Raw genomic sequence first — 13,033 nt, forward strand, 5'->3', positions numbered from 1 at the left:
CCATAACATTTTCGGCGATTTCTTCGTCTTTCATGTCTTCCGTCCCTACAGCACATTGAAGAACGGGTTGACCTCGCAGTCGTACGTTTACGGTTTTTCTCCATCTTGCGATTTGTGCCTTAATGTTTGCTGTTGGAGGAACGGGTTTCGGCATCTTACCTCTAGGTCCAAGAATCGAGCCTAAGGTTTTTCCCACCAGAGGCATTAGTGGAGCTTCAGCTATGAAAATGTCATAGTTATTTGCCAGCTGTTTCTGTCGTTTTTTGTCGGTGGCTAAAGATTCGAGTTCTGCTTTGCCTATAACAAGTTCTGCGCCTTCTTTCTTCGCCTTAAGGGCAAGCTCTCTTGTGGCAATTACACATACCTTTGCTTTTTTACTTGGAGCGTGTGGAAGTTCTATTGTTTCTTGAATTTTTGCCTCAGGCTTTTTCATGTCGATGTCGCGAAGGTTTATAATTAATTCCATAGTTTGGTTGAATTTTTTCTTCTTAGACTGCTCCTTAACTTGCTTGACCGCTTCTTGAAGTGTCTTTGTATTCAGTGACATTGCCTAGGCCTCGTGCCAAATCTCGTATGGAAACCCGTTATAAAAAGATTGTTACTGTTCTTTCTCAAAAAGGGAATTGTATTTGCCTTCGTCGATTTCTTGCTGCGCTTCGCGAGGGTCTTTGCCTTCCACAGTTACGCCCATGCTGACACAGCTGCCTAAAACCTCTTTGGCTGCCAGCTTAAGCGAATTAGCCAACAGTTCTAGCCGCTTTTTCTTAGCTAGACTCACCACTTGCGGCATAGTGAGATCGCCCACTTTCTCCTCCTTCGGACTACCTGAACCCTTCTGAATCTTCAATGCACTCACAATTAACGCAGAAGTGGTAGGGGTGCCCACGGTGACGTCAAACTCTTTAGTTTCAGGATCAACAACAATCTTAACAGGCACCTTCATTCCAGCGTAATCCTTCGTCAGCTCGTTGATTTTGTTCACTATAGCAACAACGTTTACACCCAGCGGACCCAAAGCAGGACCCAACGGTGGTCCAGCAGTTGCTTGTCCACCACTTACTAGCGCATCAATAGTTTTCTTTTCCACCATTTTCTATTCCGCCTTCTCTGCTTTTTCCACAACTTTAACATAATCCGCGTGAACCGTTATAGGAAGAGTGAAAGTGGCTTCTAAAAGCTCAAGGATTACTTCATTCTTTGTTTTGTCAATTCGAGTAATTTTTGCTCTCATGTTCTTAAAAGGGCCACTTATGATTTCCACAACATCGTCAACATCCAACTCTTCGATAACAGGCTTGACCACAATGTATTTTTCTACTTCAGGAAAACTTACAATTCCCGGAACTTGGGATCTGACATGTTTAATTCCGGCGATTGCTTCTTCCACAAAATGTGGACCTTCAGCTTCTACAAAGATGTAGCCTTTCAACATTTCTGGCACTAGAACTGCTTTAATCGGTAATTTAGCGCTTTCAATTCTCACAGTAATCAAATTTGCTACGTTTCTTTCCTGTCCAGCGGTGGTGCGGACAGCGAAAACAGAAGTTAAAGGAGGTTTTTCTTTTGGCATTTTCAATTCTCCACTGTTAGAGACCTGACAGAAACATTGAAATCAGTTTGATCACAAAGCCAACTACACCTACTGCTGCAATGCCTAGGAAACAGATTTTTGTCGATTGCCAAATCTCCGATCGACCGGGTTTTGTGGCTAATTTCAGCAATCGACTTACTGATTGAATGAATGATCTTATGCCCAATGTTGATCGCACTGTCAAAACATAAGTTCTAATATAAAAAGCTATTTCAATGAAAGCGTCGTCGTAACTGTTAAGGAGTGTAATTTGCTTTTAGAGGAAAACGCATAAAATTGACCGCAACAAAAAAGAAAATCGCGGTGGAACGAATTCACAGACTTTTTCAGCTTGCTAAAGACGTAATTCATGAAGATGAAAAATTAGCGCAACACTACATCGTCATTGCTCGAAGAGTTTCTATGGCATCTAGAGTGCGTATTCCAAGAGAATGTCGGCAGCAAATATGCAGAGGTTGTAAAAAGTTTATTTTGCCTGGCGTTAACTGTCGTGTGCGTATTCAGCAAAGCCGAGAATCCCACGTAGTCGTCACTTGTGGCTATTGTGGCAAACATATGCGGTTTCCAATAAAAAATCGGAGAGAAACAAAAACGTGATAACGCCGAAAATGAAGCGCAGAATAAAGCGCGAGTTAAGCGATAAAGAGCCGACGGTTTGGATAGGGAAGAACGGAGTTTCGCGTGAAGTTCTGGCTGAGATAGATGGGCAGTTGGAGAGAACAGAGATGTTGAAAGTGAGAATTCTGAAAACTGCGTTAGGAGAAAACAATGCTAAGACGATTGCAGCCAAAATTGCTCAGCAAACCGAATCGGTGCTTGTGGAGGTTAGGGGACACACTTTCATGCTCTATAGAAAAAAGAAGAAGAAAATGTAATGGAAATCACAGAGTCTTTGGACAAAAAGATGACTGTTTAGCTATTGTTCTTGAGTTGTTGTTCTATTTCTTTAATCTCTTGTGGCGTTGGTTGCATTGGAAAATTATAGAGAGGACCGCTTGGTTTTTCGTTGTAGTATGGACGGTTGCAGTTGGGGCATCCTGAGGTCAAGAATGGTGTTCCGCTTCGAATAGCGCTTTGCAACTGCTCTTGTGAGAACCCGAAGTCAACTATGCAGTTTTTTTCGTCAAAACCTATTTTTTCAAATCTTGTCTTTCCTTGTACTATCAGGTAATGGGCAAGCTGAATTGTTCTGTAACGGTTTATTGTCGGCTGACGGTTATGTTCTAAAGCTGTTCCAGGTATAGGCGTAAAGGAAAAGAGTGCTGGGTATATGCTGTTGTCCACGCACCATTGGATGGTTTTGACCATTTCTTTTTCTGTTTCACCCAACCCTGCGATAAGATGGGTGCTTACCTTACCTTTGCCGAACACCTCTGCTGCTTCCAGCAACGCGTCACGCTGTCTATTCCAGTCGTAAGGTCCACCTGCAGAACTGCCTTTAACTTTGTCAAAAATATTCTCTGTCGCCGCATCTAATGCGATCGCTATTCTTTCAACACCTGCTTCTGCCAGCTTCTCCATTTTTTCATTGCTCAAAGGCTGACATGAGACGGATATAGGCGCTTCGCTAGCTTGCAACTTAATTTCTTTAACTAAAGCTAAAAGGTCATTTAAAACCGTGGGATAGTTTAGAGCTTGAATGCAGACACGCTTTATTTCTCCTCTTTGCGCCGCAGTTATTAGCTTGGACATTACTTTTTTCGTTGCGAAAACTGGCCAAGTTACTCTGGAAAGCATGTTTGCTTGACCTTTGCTGTTTTTTGCCTGTGAACAGAAGCCGCAGTTTGCTGTGCATTTGCCTTCAAGGTAGGTGAGGAGATACGCGGTTGTTGGTTTGGCGGTTAAAAAGCCTTCTATTAAGCCTAGTACTATGGCTGAGCCAGATGAAACTCGAATTAGAGCAGGCAGTGCCTCAGTTTGACCAAGATTTTCTAGCGACATATTTTCCCTACAAGTCGTCTGCCAAGTATTTTAAATCAAAACGCTTCATCTTGAATCCTGATCCAATGCTTACAAGGAATGACTCAAAATCACTTACATGTTGTCCCCAATCCAAGGCTAACGTTCGCATGAAGTCACTGTACAAAGAATAATTTTTGTGAAACGATATCATGACTATGTCCTTTCCACATCCTTCGCCATCGGCGGCGAAAACAATGTTTGGATGTTTATTTGTCCATTCTGCTGCGTGTTGCACTATTTTTTCAACATCTTCAGGCGATGGGTAAGGCTTCACTTTGATAAAGGTGAAGGCTAAGATTTGGTAGCTGAGCTTCGCAAAGTCTGGGATAACCGTGTAAGTTTTTATGTATTCCTTTTCTAATTGGGCTCTCGTTCTAGTAACGGTTGGCTGCGAAACTCCCAAGATGCGGGCTATTTCCCTGTCGCTTCTCTTAGAATTTCTCAGCATCTCTTTCAGTAGTCTAAGAAGCTTTTGCTGTTTCATGAGCACACTATTTGCGATAATCCTTTAAAAAGCTTGATGGCCCTAAGGCGGCAAGACTGGCGGTTGCAGGTCTGAGCAAAAATGCTGCGAGACAACTAAGGATGCGAATTTTATAAATTAGAGCATTGAAGCTTAGTTACTACAGTAGGAGCTTGACCACTTTGAAATACGAAGAATTGCTGAATGCAGACGAGAAAAAGCTTGAAAAAGCTCTCGAAGAGGCGCGGACAGTAAGCCAGAAACAGTTTGGCAAGAAAATTCGCTTCTACGCTCCCAGCTTTGTCTATTACAAAACAGATTATTATTGTTCTTCTCCAACTGTTTTTCCGTCAATCTCTATAACAGGCTCTTCGTGTTCTTTAAAGTGCAAACATTGTGGCGGTATTGTTCTGAACACCATGTATCCTGCTTACACGTCTGAGAAGCTTTTAGAGCTTTGTATGGATTTGAAGAGCAAGGGCGCTGTAGGATGTTTAATTAGTGGTGGATGTTTGCCAGACGGCTCATTGCCACTTGAAGAGTTTGTAGATGCGTTAGCGGAGATTAAGCGAGAATTAGGGTGGACTCTGATGGTTCACACGGGCATTGTCAGCAAGAGTGTGGCGAAACAGTTGAAGGAGGCGGGAATAGACGCTGCGTTAATTGACGTTATTGGCTCAGATGAAACAATTAGAGAAATCTACAACCTAGATGTTAGCGTGGCAGATTATGAAAACTCGCTTCAGGCATTACACGGTGTCGGTATTCCGATTGTGCCGCATGTTTTGGTGGGTCTTGATTACGGCAAGTTGAAAGGCGAACTACATGCACTAAAGATGATTGCGAATTACGAGCCTTCGGCAGTCGTTGTGATCGCTTTTATGCCAATACGAGGCACGATAATGGAAAATGTTGCACCGCCTGTTCCTTCAGTTATAGCTAAGGTGCTTGTGGCTGCTAGGCTTATGATGCCGTCTACGCCCTTGACGTTAGGCTGCATGAGACCGAAAGGAGTTCATAGAGCAGAAACAGATGTTTTGGCGGTGAAGTCTGGCGTAAACGCAGTCGCTTTTCCAGCAGAAGAAGCGATCGAGTTGGCTAAGTCGCTAGGCTATGAAGTCTCGTTTTCTTCTTTGTGTTGTTCTCAGATTTTCGAAGATCTGAAAAACTGGGAAATTTAATGCGTAGAGAAAACCGACATAAAAGGGAGTAAGGGAACGGAATAAAGCTTATTTGAAGGCGAATTGCCAGAGTGAGCTCATGATTTGGTCTTTGGCGATTTTGATTTGTTTGCTCAGTTGTTTTGCGGCTTTTTTGGATATCCCTTTACGAATGAGTTCTTCTTCGAACGCTTTTCTTGTTTTTCTCACTTTCCAGTCTAATGTTATCCAGATTAGAAATAGTTGGGAGAGTAGTTGAATGGTTTGGGGGATTATGTTGAGGATTGTTTGTATTCGCAAGTCGGTGGCTCCGTGTGGAGTGGGAGGCTGGGGGCCTAGTCTTCTTCGTTTTCAGATTTTACTGCGCTCTTTTCTGTCTTTTTGTGTTGGGAGAATGGACCTTTGCCCATTTGTTTGAGAAGGTCGCCGAATCCTGTGAACGTTTTCATGTAGTCTTCTGTCATTTTCAGGGCCATGTCGTTTGGTATTCCGCTGTCTTTTAGTTCTTTGTAGAAAGCTCCTGCAGCCTTGCCCATGCTGCGTCCTGCCTCTTCGCTGAAGACGCTTGCGATGATGCTTTTGATGAGTGCTGGAATCTGGGTTGAGACGGCGCTTAGGATTTCCTTAACTTCTTCTGCGTCTTCTCGCGGGCTTTTTTCTCTGTTTCTATCCTTTTTTTCTAGCATTTTGTTTTTCACCTCTTGTTGTTAACGGACTAGAGTGTAACGTCTCAGTATTGTGTGTATTATGGTGGCTTCAGCTTTTTTGCGTTCCGCTTCCAACAATGCTTTTTCTATTGTGCAGTTGTTACGTTGTGTGATTGAGATGTCATTGCTTGTAGTTGATATAACTGTTTGTGAAGTTGCTTTCCTTATTCCGAACAGCTTGCTTTTATCTAAACTTTTTTCCATGTTTCACTCACCTCACTATAATAGAAGGTGTGGGCACTCTAGTTTAGTATCGTGGGGAAAAGTGGGCAGTCACTTGGTCACTGTTCGATTAGTTCGTATTTTTTGCCGAAGCCCTCTGTTTGGCGGATTACGCTTTCTTTTTCTAGTTGCTTTACACGTTGTCTGATTATGCGTCTTGAGGCTGTGCCTCGCATGGCTTGAGCTTGTCGTGTTATGGCTGAGATGTTTAGGGGTCCTTTTACGGCGAGGGCTTGTATTGTGCATCAGCTCATTTCGTCTCTGGCAACCCTTGGCTTTTTCATGACTCGTTCTGCCGTTTTTAGTCGCGCCGCGATTTTCAAAGGTTCTTCGTACAAGCCTAAACCTACTTTTGTGAGCCGTAATGATGCCGCTAAGCCTTCATATTCGGGCTTTTCAAGAATCAATGTTTCAAGAGTGTCTAAGCGTTTTATTATCAGGTCTTGCTTTTTGCTTAACTCTTCAACGCTGCTAGCTGAGTTGGGCTGCGCTTTTTTCCTGTTTTGGCTCATTTTTGATTGACACGCTTTAGAAATCGTATAAGGTTCTATGTTTAAATGGTTACCCACAACTTAGTTATTCCAGATTCGTTATCAACAGAAAAGGGGAACAAAAAGAGCGTTTTTATAAGGGCTGGATTGCTGACTTGGAAAAGTAGCATAGAAAAATGCGTTGAAATGATCGAGAAACTCAACAAACAAGAAAAACTTAGTTCGCTGATCTAACATATGGGTTTTCTTCAATCCAGTTTCTGTTATCTCTAAGAAGTTTTAGTTTGGGAATGAACGCTTTGGGATAAAATACAAGTTTTTCCAGCTCTTCAAGGCTCATAAACAATAATTCAATGTTTTCAGCCTCTGGAGATGGCTTGAACTTCCCCTTCACCACAGTTGCCAAGAAAAACAGTTCAACAGAATGATATGGACTTTCATCAAAAAAGTCACGCACCCAGAGAAGACGGTCAACTCTAACATCCAATCCAGCTTCCTCTCTTATCTCACGGATTATGCAATCTTCTACCTTTTCTCTGAATTTGACTCCACCACCTAGTAGCCTATAGAAATCGGGGTCGGAACGTGAATGATGTTGAACAAGCACCTTACCTTTTTTATCAAAAATCACAGCTCTAGTACGAACCATGATATGCTGGTTTCCCATTTCAATCATTCTTACAGGATAAATTAAGGTAAATAGGACTTTCTATTATTCATACTCTTCTCTCGCCAAACGCGCTCACACAGTCTCCACTCAAGAATTTGTTAATCTTTTTCCCCTTCTTTCTTCTGCTGTTGCGACGCCTTTGCTGCTTTGTTTGCCCCTGCAAATGCTGACAATCCTAGAATCTCTCCTTTCACCATGTCCATTGGAATCGCAAACACAATAGTATTGCTCTGATCGTAGCTAATGTCCTCCAAACTCGACAACGTACGCAAGTACAAAGCTCGATTGCTCATCTGTTTTACCGCCTTCTCCAAGTTCTCAGCAGCCGTTAACTCGCCTTGACTCTTAATAATTACCGCTCGCTTTTCTCGCTCAGCTTCAGCCTGCCGCGCAATCACTCGTTTCATACTCTCAGGCAACTCTACAGTCTGCAGATTCACCGAAGTAATATCCACACCCCAATCTTGCGTCTCCTGCTCCACAATCTCCGCAATCCTATTCGCAATTTCATCCCGCCTCGCCAATAAATCATCCAACTCTACGTTTCCCACTACATCTCGCATCGTCGTCTGCGCATACTTCGTCACACTGTTCCAAACGTTTTGAATATTTACCAAACTATCCTTCGTGTTCACCACCTTCATAAACACCACCGCATCAATAGTCACGCTAATGTTGTCCTTAGTCATCACTTCCTGCCGCGAAACATCCAAAGTAATAATCCGCCTATCCTGCTTCAAAAAGCTCTCCACCAAAGGCCACTTAAAAAAGAAGCCAGGACCCACCAACCGCTGAAACTTCCCAAACCGCAACACAATAGCCTCTTCCCACTCCTTATTAATCGCCACGCAACCAGGCAAGAACCCCAACGCAACGAAGGCAATAATGCCGAACAGGGCAGACAAAACGTTAGGAAAAGCAAGAACAGTCAACACCAGAAAAACCAAACACAACGCTAAGAAAAACGCAAACGGAGTAGGAGAACCCGAATATTGCTCACTCCGCTCAGGCGCAACAACCGAACCCTCAGTCTCACTCATATCTTAACACTCACCTCCTCCATACACAACACCACTATAGCACACAACCCTATTTCTCTTTTACCAACGCTACAAACACACCCACATCAACCGTCTATTTGAAACCTAATAGAACAGTCTAGTCACCGCACCACACACACAATTCTCAAAACAAAGCAAAAACCATATAGATACATTTAAATGATTAATGATTTCACCTATTAAAAGACACACATTAGCAAGAGGGCAAAAAATGAGCGAAATGACAACCCAAATCCTCCAAGAAAGCATAGGAAAAACAGTACTCGTACGCCTAAAAGGCGGAAAAAGCCTACGAGGAAAACTAAAAGGATTCGACCAACACCTAAACCTAGTCCTCGACGAAACAGAAGACACCACAGACCCTGAAAACATCAAAAAACTAAACATCCTAATCGTCCGAGGCGACAACGTGGTAATAATCTCGCCGCCTCCAAGGTGAAAAACTTGGGAAAAGGCACCGCATCCTTCGGAAAACATGGAAGAAAACTTATACACATCAAATGTAGGAGATGCGGAAGAAGAGCCTATAACATAAAGAAAAAAAGATGCTCCGCATGCGGCTATGGAGTCTTAGCCATTCTGAAAACATATTCATGGCGCACCAAAACTCTTCAAGGTAAAAGAACAAGATGACATGCTTCTAATTTTCATCCGAGACAAAGAGACGCATTAATGAAGTGCAAAGTATTTTTTGTCAACTTTCACAAAGATGAGAGGACCTTTGCTGTAGGATAGCTGTCTGGCTTTACGCAGAGTCATGTTTACAACATTAAGAAGCCTTTCCTGCTCGCTGCTCCAGCAATGTTTTTCTTTAGATGCTCCAAGTTCAAGTTTCAGCAAGTTTTCTGACATTATAGAGGTCCCACAGATTTCGCCGTTCCGTATCAAAGATTCTACTAGAATATCTTTGAGCTCCCCGCGTTTTTTGAGCTGCCTCCAAGGGGACTCTGCATTTTTTAACCGTTTGTTCACTCTGGACCATTGAGAAGAACCGTTGTTTCCTATGAGAAGCTTAACTCTTTCGTTCCACTTCTTGATCCAAAGACCAGCCCATATGCTTACGAACTCTGAAAACTCTTCGGAGTTGTCTTTGAAATACTCTTGAACTTTTTCAATTAAATCGTAATCGCTATTCTCTTGGCCAATCAGCTTCCAGTGAACCTTTAAGAAGTTTATCAAGTCTTCACAAGCTATCTGTAAAACTCGTCGGTCTGAGCTTTGGAGATCTAACAGTGGATTATGGTCTTTCAAGCATTGTGATAGCAACAGCTCAAGAAAGTTCATTGTTGTTTCTTCCCAGAGCCTTCTCCGATAAATATTCCACTCAGCGTCTTAATTAAGCGTTATTTATAATATCTTCTATAACATTTTTTGAGTAATATTTTCTGTTAGTAATATTTAGAACTATGATGCCATATGTCCGCTTAATGTAGGTTGTAGCCATAAAGGTGTAAATTTCCATTGACATCTTACTCCTTCTTTATAATCTGAGGAGAGAGTCCTTTTTCCCTATGAGCTCTAATTTCTCTTATTAACTTCTCAATCTCAACATGTAGGCAGCATACAAAGTACATGCGACTCTAAGGCAATCTTCTAAGAATCACGAATCGGGTAATTTCTAAGCGATATTCCTAAAATATTTCCAATATTGATTTTAACTTCATAACTTACTTATCCCAAGTCTTTGTAGAAACACTGTGAGTGAACAATTATGAGTCCCCCAGAGCTAGAAGAACTGCAAAAGAAGAAAACTGACCTGGAAAATGAACTTCAATCGATGGAAGAAAGAGAAAAAACCTTAGACGAGAAAGTCAAGATTCTTGAAGAAAAGCTGGAAATTCAAGAGGTAGACGAGAAAGTCAAGACAAGGCGTGAAGCAATTAATCAACTTGAATCTAGGATAAAAGAACTTGAAAAGAAGTTGAAAGAGCCACAAGAGAAATCAAAAGCCCCCACCGAAGTTCAGGAACAACTACCACCAGAGATCATAGAAGAAGCGGCGGAAGAAGCGCAGCAAGAAGAAATGGTAGTAATGGAATCAGATTTTGCGCCGGAAACAAGTCCAGAACCTGAGCAGCATGAGTCTAAAAAGAAGCGCAGGTTTTTCTAAGCGCTACCAAAAGCCATTTAGAACCAGAAAAGTTCAGGCATTAAAGAAATTTGTACGTCTAGTCAGATGTATTCAATACGTTTCTGTAAATGGTGATTCATGAAAAGGAATAGCGTTAGTCTAAGTTGCTAGAAGATGCACAGGAAGACATGTAATATCTTTTATAATGAGATCAGGTATTTCCTTTATCAACTCTTCTTTCTTAAATAAGCCAGAGAGTACAGCAACCGTTTTTGCACCAGCAGACTTGCCTGCTTGGACATCAACTCCAGAATCGCTAACCACCACACAGTCATGGACTGGCACTTGAAGTTCATCTGCCGCCTTTAGAATGGCATCTGGAAAAGGTGTAGGTCTCTCAACTTCCAGCGATGTTACAATCGTCGTAAAATAGCTGTCAAGATGCAAGCGTTCTAGTTCTTTCTTCACCAGCCTTTTTGGGACACGTCGGCGGGTGATAAGAGCAAGCAGAAAATTTCTCGATAGCTTTCGTAGAGTTTTATCGACATTTGGGAAGAGTTTAGTTTTGCTTGGAGCGATTTTATAGAAAGATTGCAAGAATAACGTTAGGAACTTCTCTCTCAAATCCTCATCTACATTAGTTTTATTAAAGAATTCGTCGAGCAGAAGGTTACGCTGTAAACGTCGGGCTATTTCCAAACCCACATTATCAGAGCTTTGACTGCCCCCAATTGTAGAGAGCGCAGTTTCTGCAGCTTCAGCAAAAGCTTCTAAAGAGTCAACTATTGTTCCATCCAAATCAATAAGCAACGCTTTGGCTTCCAGTTTTTGTTGCGCCATTTTCCATTCTCTGCATTTATGGTTGCTGCTATAGATAAGCTCTTATGGTTTTTCAATATGAGAATGGGCAAAAAAAATTTAAAACTTATGTGGTGGCGATATCTCCCACAACTCCCGTTTTTTATGCAGTATGGGTCCATCGACCTATTGAAGCATACACTTTGTGATTTTAGGACATGTTAGACAGGAATCTGGAATCGAGGTGCCCTTGGGACGGTTGCTGAGATATCCAAATGAATGCGAACAACCAGTTGGTTTGCCTTTCTTTTCGCTACCCTGTTCCCTATCTAAATCTTCATTTGAGGTGATAGTAGGAAGTGAGATTTTTTCTACGGGCTTTGGATCTTGATTGGGATGGATCACTCTTGAGAAACAATAAGGGCAAGCATCGTAAATTTTGGGCGCATTATCTGGCCCAATAACTCTGACCTCAATTGGTCTACCGAAGGATTTGCCACACCCTATATAGGAACAGACAGTTGTCCCCTCCTCCAACTTGCTAAGAACTCGACGTTTGCCATTTCGTTTTGATCTAGGCATTAAATACACTCTGCTTCAAACTAAAATGCTGAGTATTTAACTCGTTTGAACCACAAATACATATCAGAAATGCGCATTTTTGACCGAATTATACACGAACAAGCTCTTTGAAAAAATTAGACATATAAATCCTTAGATGAAAACAACCAAAACAAAGAGAAATGCTCCAATTGCTGTCGATGATAATTGATGATTTGATTTCAGTGCAAAAGGATGTTCTTGAGTTGCCTCGACGAGAATAAGTACAATACTTGTCCCTGCAAAAGATGAGAATACATCACTTACTGCAAGCAAGATTTTCATAAGAATCAGCAACACCATACCCCAGTGATAGTGTTCGAAAAATTCTACGCTCCTTTCATACTTGTTCATTCCAGTCTTCCACCAGAGAATGTCAAATGCAATACCCACTAAGATGCCCACGATAAACCAAACGAACAAGAGCATGAGTTCTAGCCCGCTAAGAGAAGCTATCATCATGAATAGTGTGGTAGGAAAATAAAATAAAAACTAATACACTCAACTCTATGTAAATGCATGCTGGAGGCTGTAGGTGAAATTTGAACTCTCCTACAGTGGAGAAATCACCCGCGATCCCTCCCATTTTTTTGTTCAAAGGCCTTGAACAGCTTGTTCAACTTGAGGAAGATGATTATGAAGTTGCCACAGCTACATCGGTTGAGGAAGCAAAAGAACTGTCGGCAGCAGGTTTCGAATATTTCACGACTATAAACAGAGTTTAAGTGTTTAGGGAGCCTAAGATGTTTGAGAAGTATAAGTATTAAATCCAGAAGTTAGGGAAAAAGTATTTAAAACATGTAATAGTGGATAAGTGAAGTTACTAGGAGAAACCACAGCGATGGCGAGAAAAGCGCGAATAAGACTTACAAGCACCGATTACAAGCGGTTAGAAGACGTATGTAACGAACTGAAAGCCATCGCCGAAAAGACAGGCGTCAAAATGACTGGGCCAATTCCTTTACCGACAAAAAAACTTAAAGTTCCAGTTTTGAAGGCTCCTTCAGGGGCAGGTACCGCGACTTGGGATAAGTGGGAAATGCGCATTCATAAGAGGCTTATTGACATTGACGCGGAAGAACGGGTCATGCGGCGAATTATGAGAATACGAGTGCCAGAGGAAGTATACGTAAGCATCGAACTTCTCTAGTGATTTAAAGCTTGAATTAGGCTTATTTCTTGATGTACTGTTTTGTGTAGTTGTTTGTGTAGTATCGTGGTACAGCATCTTCAAGCA

At 41.9% G+C, this 13,033-nt stretch carries 24 protein-coding genes; 8 read left to right on the top strand and 16 right to left on the bottom strand.

The window, feature by feature from the left end; all coding sequences use genetic code 11:
• The 4 genes from OEX01_08255 to OEX01_08270 all read right to left on the bottom strand — a co-directional run.
• The coding region (locus OEX01_08255; protein MDH5448973.1) for a 50S ribosomal protein L1 at positions 1-547 on the bottom strand (547 nt) is incomplete at its 3' end.
• A gap of 51 nt (positions 548-598) precedes the next feature.
• Positions 599-1,087: a 50S ribosomal protein L11 gene (locus OEX01_08260; GenBank protein ID MDH5448974.1), complete on the bottom strand. Its 489-nt coding sequence runs from the start codon at positions 1,085-1,087 to the stop codon at positions 599-601.
• 6 nt (positions 1,088-1,093) lie between these two features.
• A complete protein-coding gene (locus OEX01_08265) occupies positions 1,094-1,570 on the bottom strand; it encodes a transcription elongation factor Spt5 (protein ID MDH5448975.1) in 477 nt (158 codons plus the stop codon).
• 16 nt (positions 1,571-1,586) lie between these two features.
• Positions 1,587-1,757 (bottom strand): protein translocase SEC61 complex subunit gamma, encoded by a 171-nt coding sequence (locus OEX01_08270; protein ID MDH5448976.1) that lies wholly within the window; start codon positions 1,755-1,757, stop codon positions 1,587-1,589.
• A gap of 110 nt (positions 1,758-1,867) precedes the next feature.
• On the opposite strand from OEX01_08270, the gene OEX01_08275 reads away from it, so the two are divergent.
• Together OEX01_08275 and OEX01_08280 are read left to right on the top strand one after the other, a co-directional pair.
• Entirely contained in the window at positions 1,868-2,188 is a 321-nt protein-coding gene (locus OEX01_08275; GenBank protein ID MDH5448977.1) for a ribonuclease P, read from the top strand.
• An 11-nt stretch (positions 2,189-2,199) separates the two neighbouring features.
• Positions 2,200-2,466: a YhbY family RNA-binding protein gene (locus OEX01_08280; protein ID MDH5448978.1), complete on the top strand. Its 267-nt coding sequence runs from the start codon at positions 2,200-2,202 to the stop codon at positions 2,464-2,466.
• A 37-nt stretch (positions 2,467-2,503) separates the two neighbouring features.
• Here the strand turns inward: OEX01_08280 and OEX01_08285 are convergent, their stop codons facing one another.
• Both OEX01_08285 and OEX01_08290 read right to left on the bottom strand, forming a co-directional pair.
• Positions 2,504-3,532, bottom strand: coding sequence for a radical SAM protein (locus tag OEX01_08285; GenBank protein MDH5448979.1), 1,029 nt, complete (start codon positions 3,530-3,532; stop codon positions 2,504-2,506).
• A 7-nt stretch (positions 3,533-3,539) separates the two neighbouring features.
• Positions 3,540-4,037, bottom strand: coding sequence for an Lrp/AsnC family transcriptional regulator (locus OEX01_08290; GenBank protein MDH5448980.1), 498 nt, complete (start codon positions 4,035-4,037; stop codon positions 3,540-3,542).
• 161 nt (positions 4,038-4,198) lie between these two features.
• Between OEX01_08290 and OEX01_08295 the strand changes: the two genes are divergently transcribed.
• Positions 4,199-5,197 carry a radical SAM protein gene (locus tag OEX01_08295; protein ID MDH5448981.1) on the top strand — a complete coding sequence of 333 codons (999 nt, stop codon included), beginning with the start codon at positions 4,199-4,201 and terminating at the stop codon, positions 5,195-5,197.
• Between the two features lie 48 nt (positions 5,198-5,245).
• Here the strand turns inward: OEX01_08295 and OEX01_08300 are convergent, their stop codons facing one another.
• From OEX01_08300 to OEX01_08325, 6 genes are all read right to left on the bottom strand, one after another.
• Entirely contained in the window at positions 5,246-5,476 is a 231-nt protein-coding gene (locus OEX01_08300; GenBank protein MDH5448982.1) for a hypothetical protein, read from the bottom strand.
• A gap of 35 nt (positions 5,477-5,511) precedes the next feature.
• Positions 5,512-5,862 (bottom strand): hypothetical protein, encoded by a 351-nt coding sequence (locus OEX01_08305; protein MDH5448983.1) that lies wholly within the window; start codon positions 5,860-5,862, stop codon positions 5,512-5,514.
• A 21-nt stretch (positions 5,863-5,883) separates the two neighbouring features.
• Complete coding sequence (locus tag OEX01_08310) at positions 5,884-6,087, bottom strand: hypothetical protein (GenBank protein MDH5448984.1); 204 nt, start codon at positions 6,085-6,087, stop codon at positions 5,884-5,886.
• Between the two features lie 263 nt (positions 6,088-6,350).
• On the bottom strand, positions 6,351-6,617 hold the full coding sequence (locus tag OEX01_08315) for a hypothetical protein (GenBank protein ID MDH5448985.1): 267 nt from the start codon (positions 6,615-6,617) through the stop codon (positions 6,351-6,353).
• Positions 6,618-6,813: 196 nt separating this feature from the next.
• Entirely contained in the window at positions 6,814-7,245 is a 432-nt protein-coding gene (locus OEX01_08320) for an NUDIX domain-containing protein (GenBank protein MDH5448986.1), read from the bottom strand.
• 119 nt (positions 7,246-7,364) lie between these two features.
• Positions 7,365-8,306, bottom strand: coding sequence for an SPFH domain-containing protein (locus tag OEX01_08325; GenBank protein MDH5448987.1), 942 nt, complete (start codon positions 8,304-8,306; stop codon positions 7,365-7,367).
• A 232-nt stretch (positions 8,307-8,538) separates the two neighbouring features.
• Between OEX01_08325 and OEX01_08330 the strand changes: the two genes are divergently transcribed.
• A complete protein-coding gene (locus OEX01_08330) occupies positions 8,539-8,766 on the top strand; it encodes an LSm family protein (protein ID MDH5448988.1) in 228 nt (75 codons plus the stop codon).
• A 5-nt stretch (positions 8,767-8,771) separates the two neighbouring features.
• Positions 8,772-8,960, top strand: coding sequence for a 50S ribosomal protein L37e (locus tag OEX01_08335; protein ID MDH5448989.1), 189 nt, complete (start codon positions 8,772-8,774; stop codon positions 8,958-8,960).
• Positions 8,961-8,996: 36 nt separating this feature from the next.
• Here OEX01_08335 and OEX01_08340 read toward each other — a convergent pair whose 3' ends face one another.
• Complete coding sequence (locus OEX01_08340) at positions 8,997-9,611, bottom strand: hypothetical protein (GenBank protein MDH5448990.1); 615 nt, start codon at positions 9,609-9,611, stop codon at positions 8,997-8,999.
• Between the two features lie 427 nt (positions 9,612-10,038).
• Here OEX01_08340 and OEX01_08345 point away from each other — a divergent pair, with 427 nt between their 5' ends.
• Positions 10,039-10,437, top strand: a complete 399-nt coding sequence (locus OEX01_08345) for a hypothetical protein (protein MDH5448991.1) — start codon at positions 10,039-10,041, stop codon at positions 10,435-10,437.
• A gap of 120 nt (positions 10,438-10,557) precedes the next feature.
• On the opposite strand, the gene OEX01_08350 is transcribed toward OEX01_08345, so the two are convergent.
• The 3 genes from OEX01_08350 to OEX01_08360 all read right to left on the bottom strand — a co-directional run bounded on the left by OEX01_08350 (position 10,558) and on the right by OEX01_08360 (position 12,225).
• Positions 10,558-11,238, bottom strand: a complete 681-nt coding sequence (locus tag OEX01_08350; protein MDH5448992.1) for an HAD-IA family hydrolase — start codon at positions 11,236-11,238, stop codon at positions 10,558-10,560.
• A gap of 144 nt (positions 11,239-11,382) precedes the next feature.
• A complete protein-coding gene (locus tag OEX01_08355; GenBank protein ID MDH5448993.1) occupies positions 11,383-11,778 on the bottom strand; it encodes a hypothetical protein in 396 nt (131 codons plus the stop codon).
• A 132-nt stretch (positions 11,779-11,910) separates the two neighbouring features.
• On the bottom strand, positions 11,911-12,225 hold the full coding sequence (locus OEX01_08360; GenBank protein ID MDH5448994.1) for a hypothetical protein: 315 nt from the start codon (positions 12,223-12,225) through the stop codon (positions 11,911-11,913).
• A gap of 161 nt (positions 12,226-12,386) precedes the next feature.
• On the opposite strand from OEX01_08360, the gene OEX01_08365 reads away from it, so the two are divergent.
• Both OEX01_08365 and rpsJ read left to right on the top strand, forming a co-directional pair.
• Positions 12,387-12,521, top strand: a complete 135-nt coding sequence (locus OEX01_08365; GenBank protein MDH5448995.1) for a hypothetical protein — start codon at positions 12,387-12,389, stop codon at positions 12,519-12,521.
• 116 nt (positions 12,522-12,637) lie between these two features.
• On the top strand, positions 12,638-12,946 hold the full coding sequence (rpsJ, locus tag OEX01_08370; protein ID MDH5448996.1) for a 30S ribosomal protein S10: 309 nt from the start codon (positions 12,638-12,640) through the stop codon (positions 12,944-12,946).
• The last annotated feature ends 87 nt before the right edge of the window (positions 12,947-13,033 follow it).

It is taken from the genome of Candidatus Bathyarchaeota archaeon (genome assembly GCA_029882535.1).
In the GTDB taxonomy this organism is placed as follows: domain Archaea; phylum Thermoproteota; class Bathyarchaeia; order Bathyarchaeales; family SOJC01; genus JAOUKM01.

Coding starts and splice junctions, on each gene's coding strand:
- OEX01_08265 (MDH5448975.1), bottom strand. CDS start 1,570: ATGCCAAAAGAAAAACCTCCTTTAACTTCTGTTTTCGCTGTCCGCACC.
- OEX01_08280 (MDH5448978.1), top strand. CDS start 2,200: ATGAAGCGCAGAATAAAGCGCGAGTTAAGCGATAAAGAGCCGACGGTT.
- OEX01_08285 (MDH5448979.1), bottom strand. CDS start 3,532: ATGTCGCTAGAAAATCTTGGTCAAACTGAGGCACTGCCTGCTCTAATT.
- OEX01_08290 (MDH5448980.1), bottom strand. CDS start 4,037: ATGAAACAGCAAAAGCTTCTTAGACTACTGAAAGAGATGCTGAGAAAT.
- OEX01_08305 (MDH5448983.1), bottom strand. CDS start 5,862: ATGCTAGAAAAAAAGGATAGAAACAGAGAAAAAAGCCCGCGAGAAGAC.
- OEX01_08310 (MDH5448984.1), bottom strand. CDS start 6,087: ATGGAAAAAAGTTTAGATAAAAGCAAGCTGTTCGGAATAAGGAAAGCA.
- OEX01_08315 (MDH5448985.1), bottom strand. CDS start 6,617: ATGAGCCAAAACAGGAAAAAAGCGCAGCCCAACTCAGCTAGCAGCGTT.
- OEX01_08320 (MDH5448986.1), bottom strand. CDS start 7,245: ATGGTTCGTACTAGAGCTGTGATTTTTGATAAAAAAGGTAAGGTGCTT.
- OEX01_08325 (MDH5448987.1), bottom strand. CDS start 8,306: ATGAGTGAGACTGAGGGTTCGGTTGTTGCGCCTGAGCGGAGTGAGCAA.
- OEX01_08330 (MDH5448988.1), top strand. CDS start 8,539: ATGAGCGAAATGACAACCCAAATCCTCCAAGAAAGCATAGGAAAAACA.
- OEX01_08340 (MDH5448990.1), bottom strand. CDS start 9,611: ATGAACTTTCTTGAGCTGTTGCTATCACAATGCTTGAAAGACCATAAT.
- OEX01_08345 (MDH5448991.1), top strand. CDS start 10,039: ATGAGTCCCCCAGAGCTAGAAGAACTGCAAAAGAAGAAAACTGACCTG.
- OEX01_08350 (MDH5448992.1), bottom strand. CDS start 11,238: ATGGCGCAACAAAAACTGGAAGCCAAAGCGTTGCTTATTGATTTGGAT.
- OEX01_08355 (MDH5448993.1), bottom strand. CDS start 11,778: ATGCCTAGATCAAAACGAAATGGCAAACGTCGAGTTCTTAGCAAGTTG.
- OEX01_08360 (MDH5448994.1), bottom strand. CDS start 12,225: ATGCTCTTGTTCGTTTGGTTTATCGTGGGCATCTTAGTGGGTATTGCA.
- rpsJ (MDH5448996.1), top strand. CDS start 12,638: ATGGCGAGAAAAGCGCGAATAAGACTTACAAGCACCGATTACAAGCGG.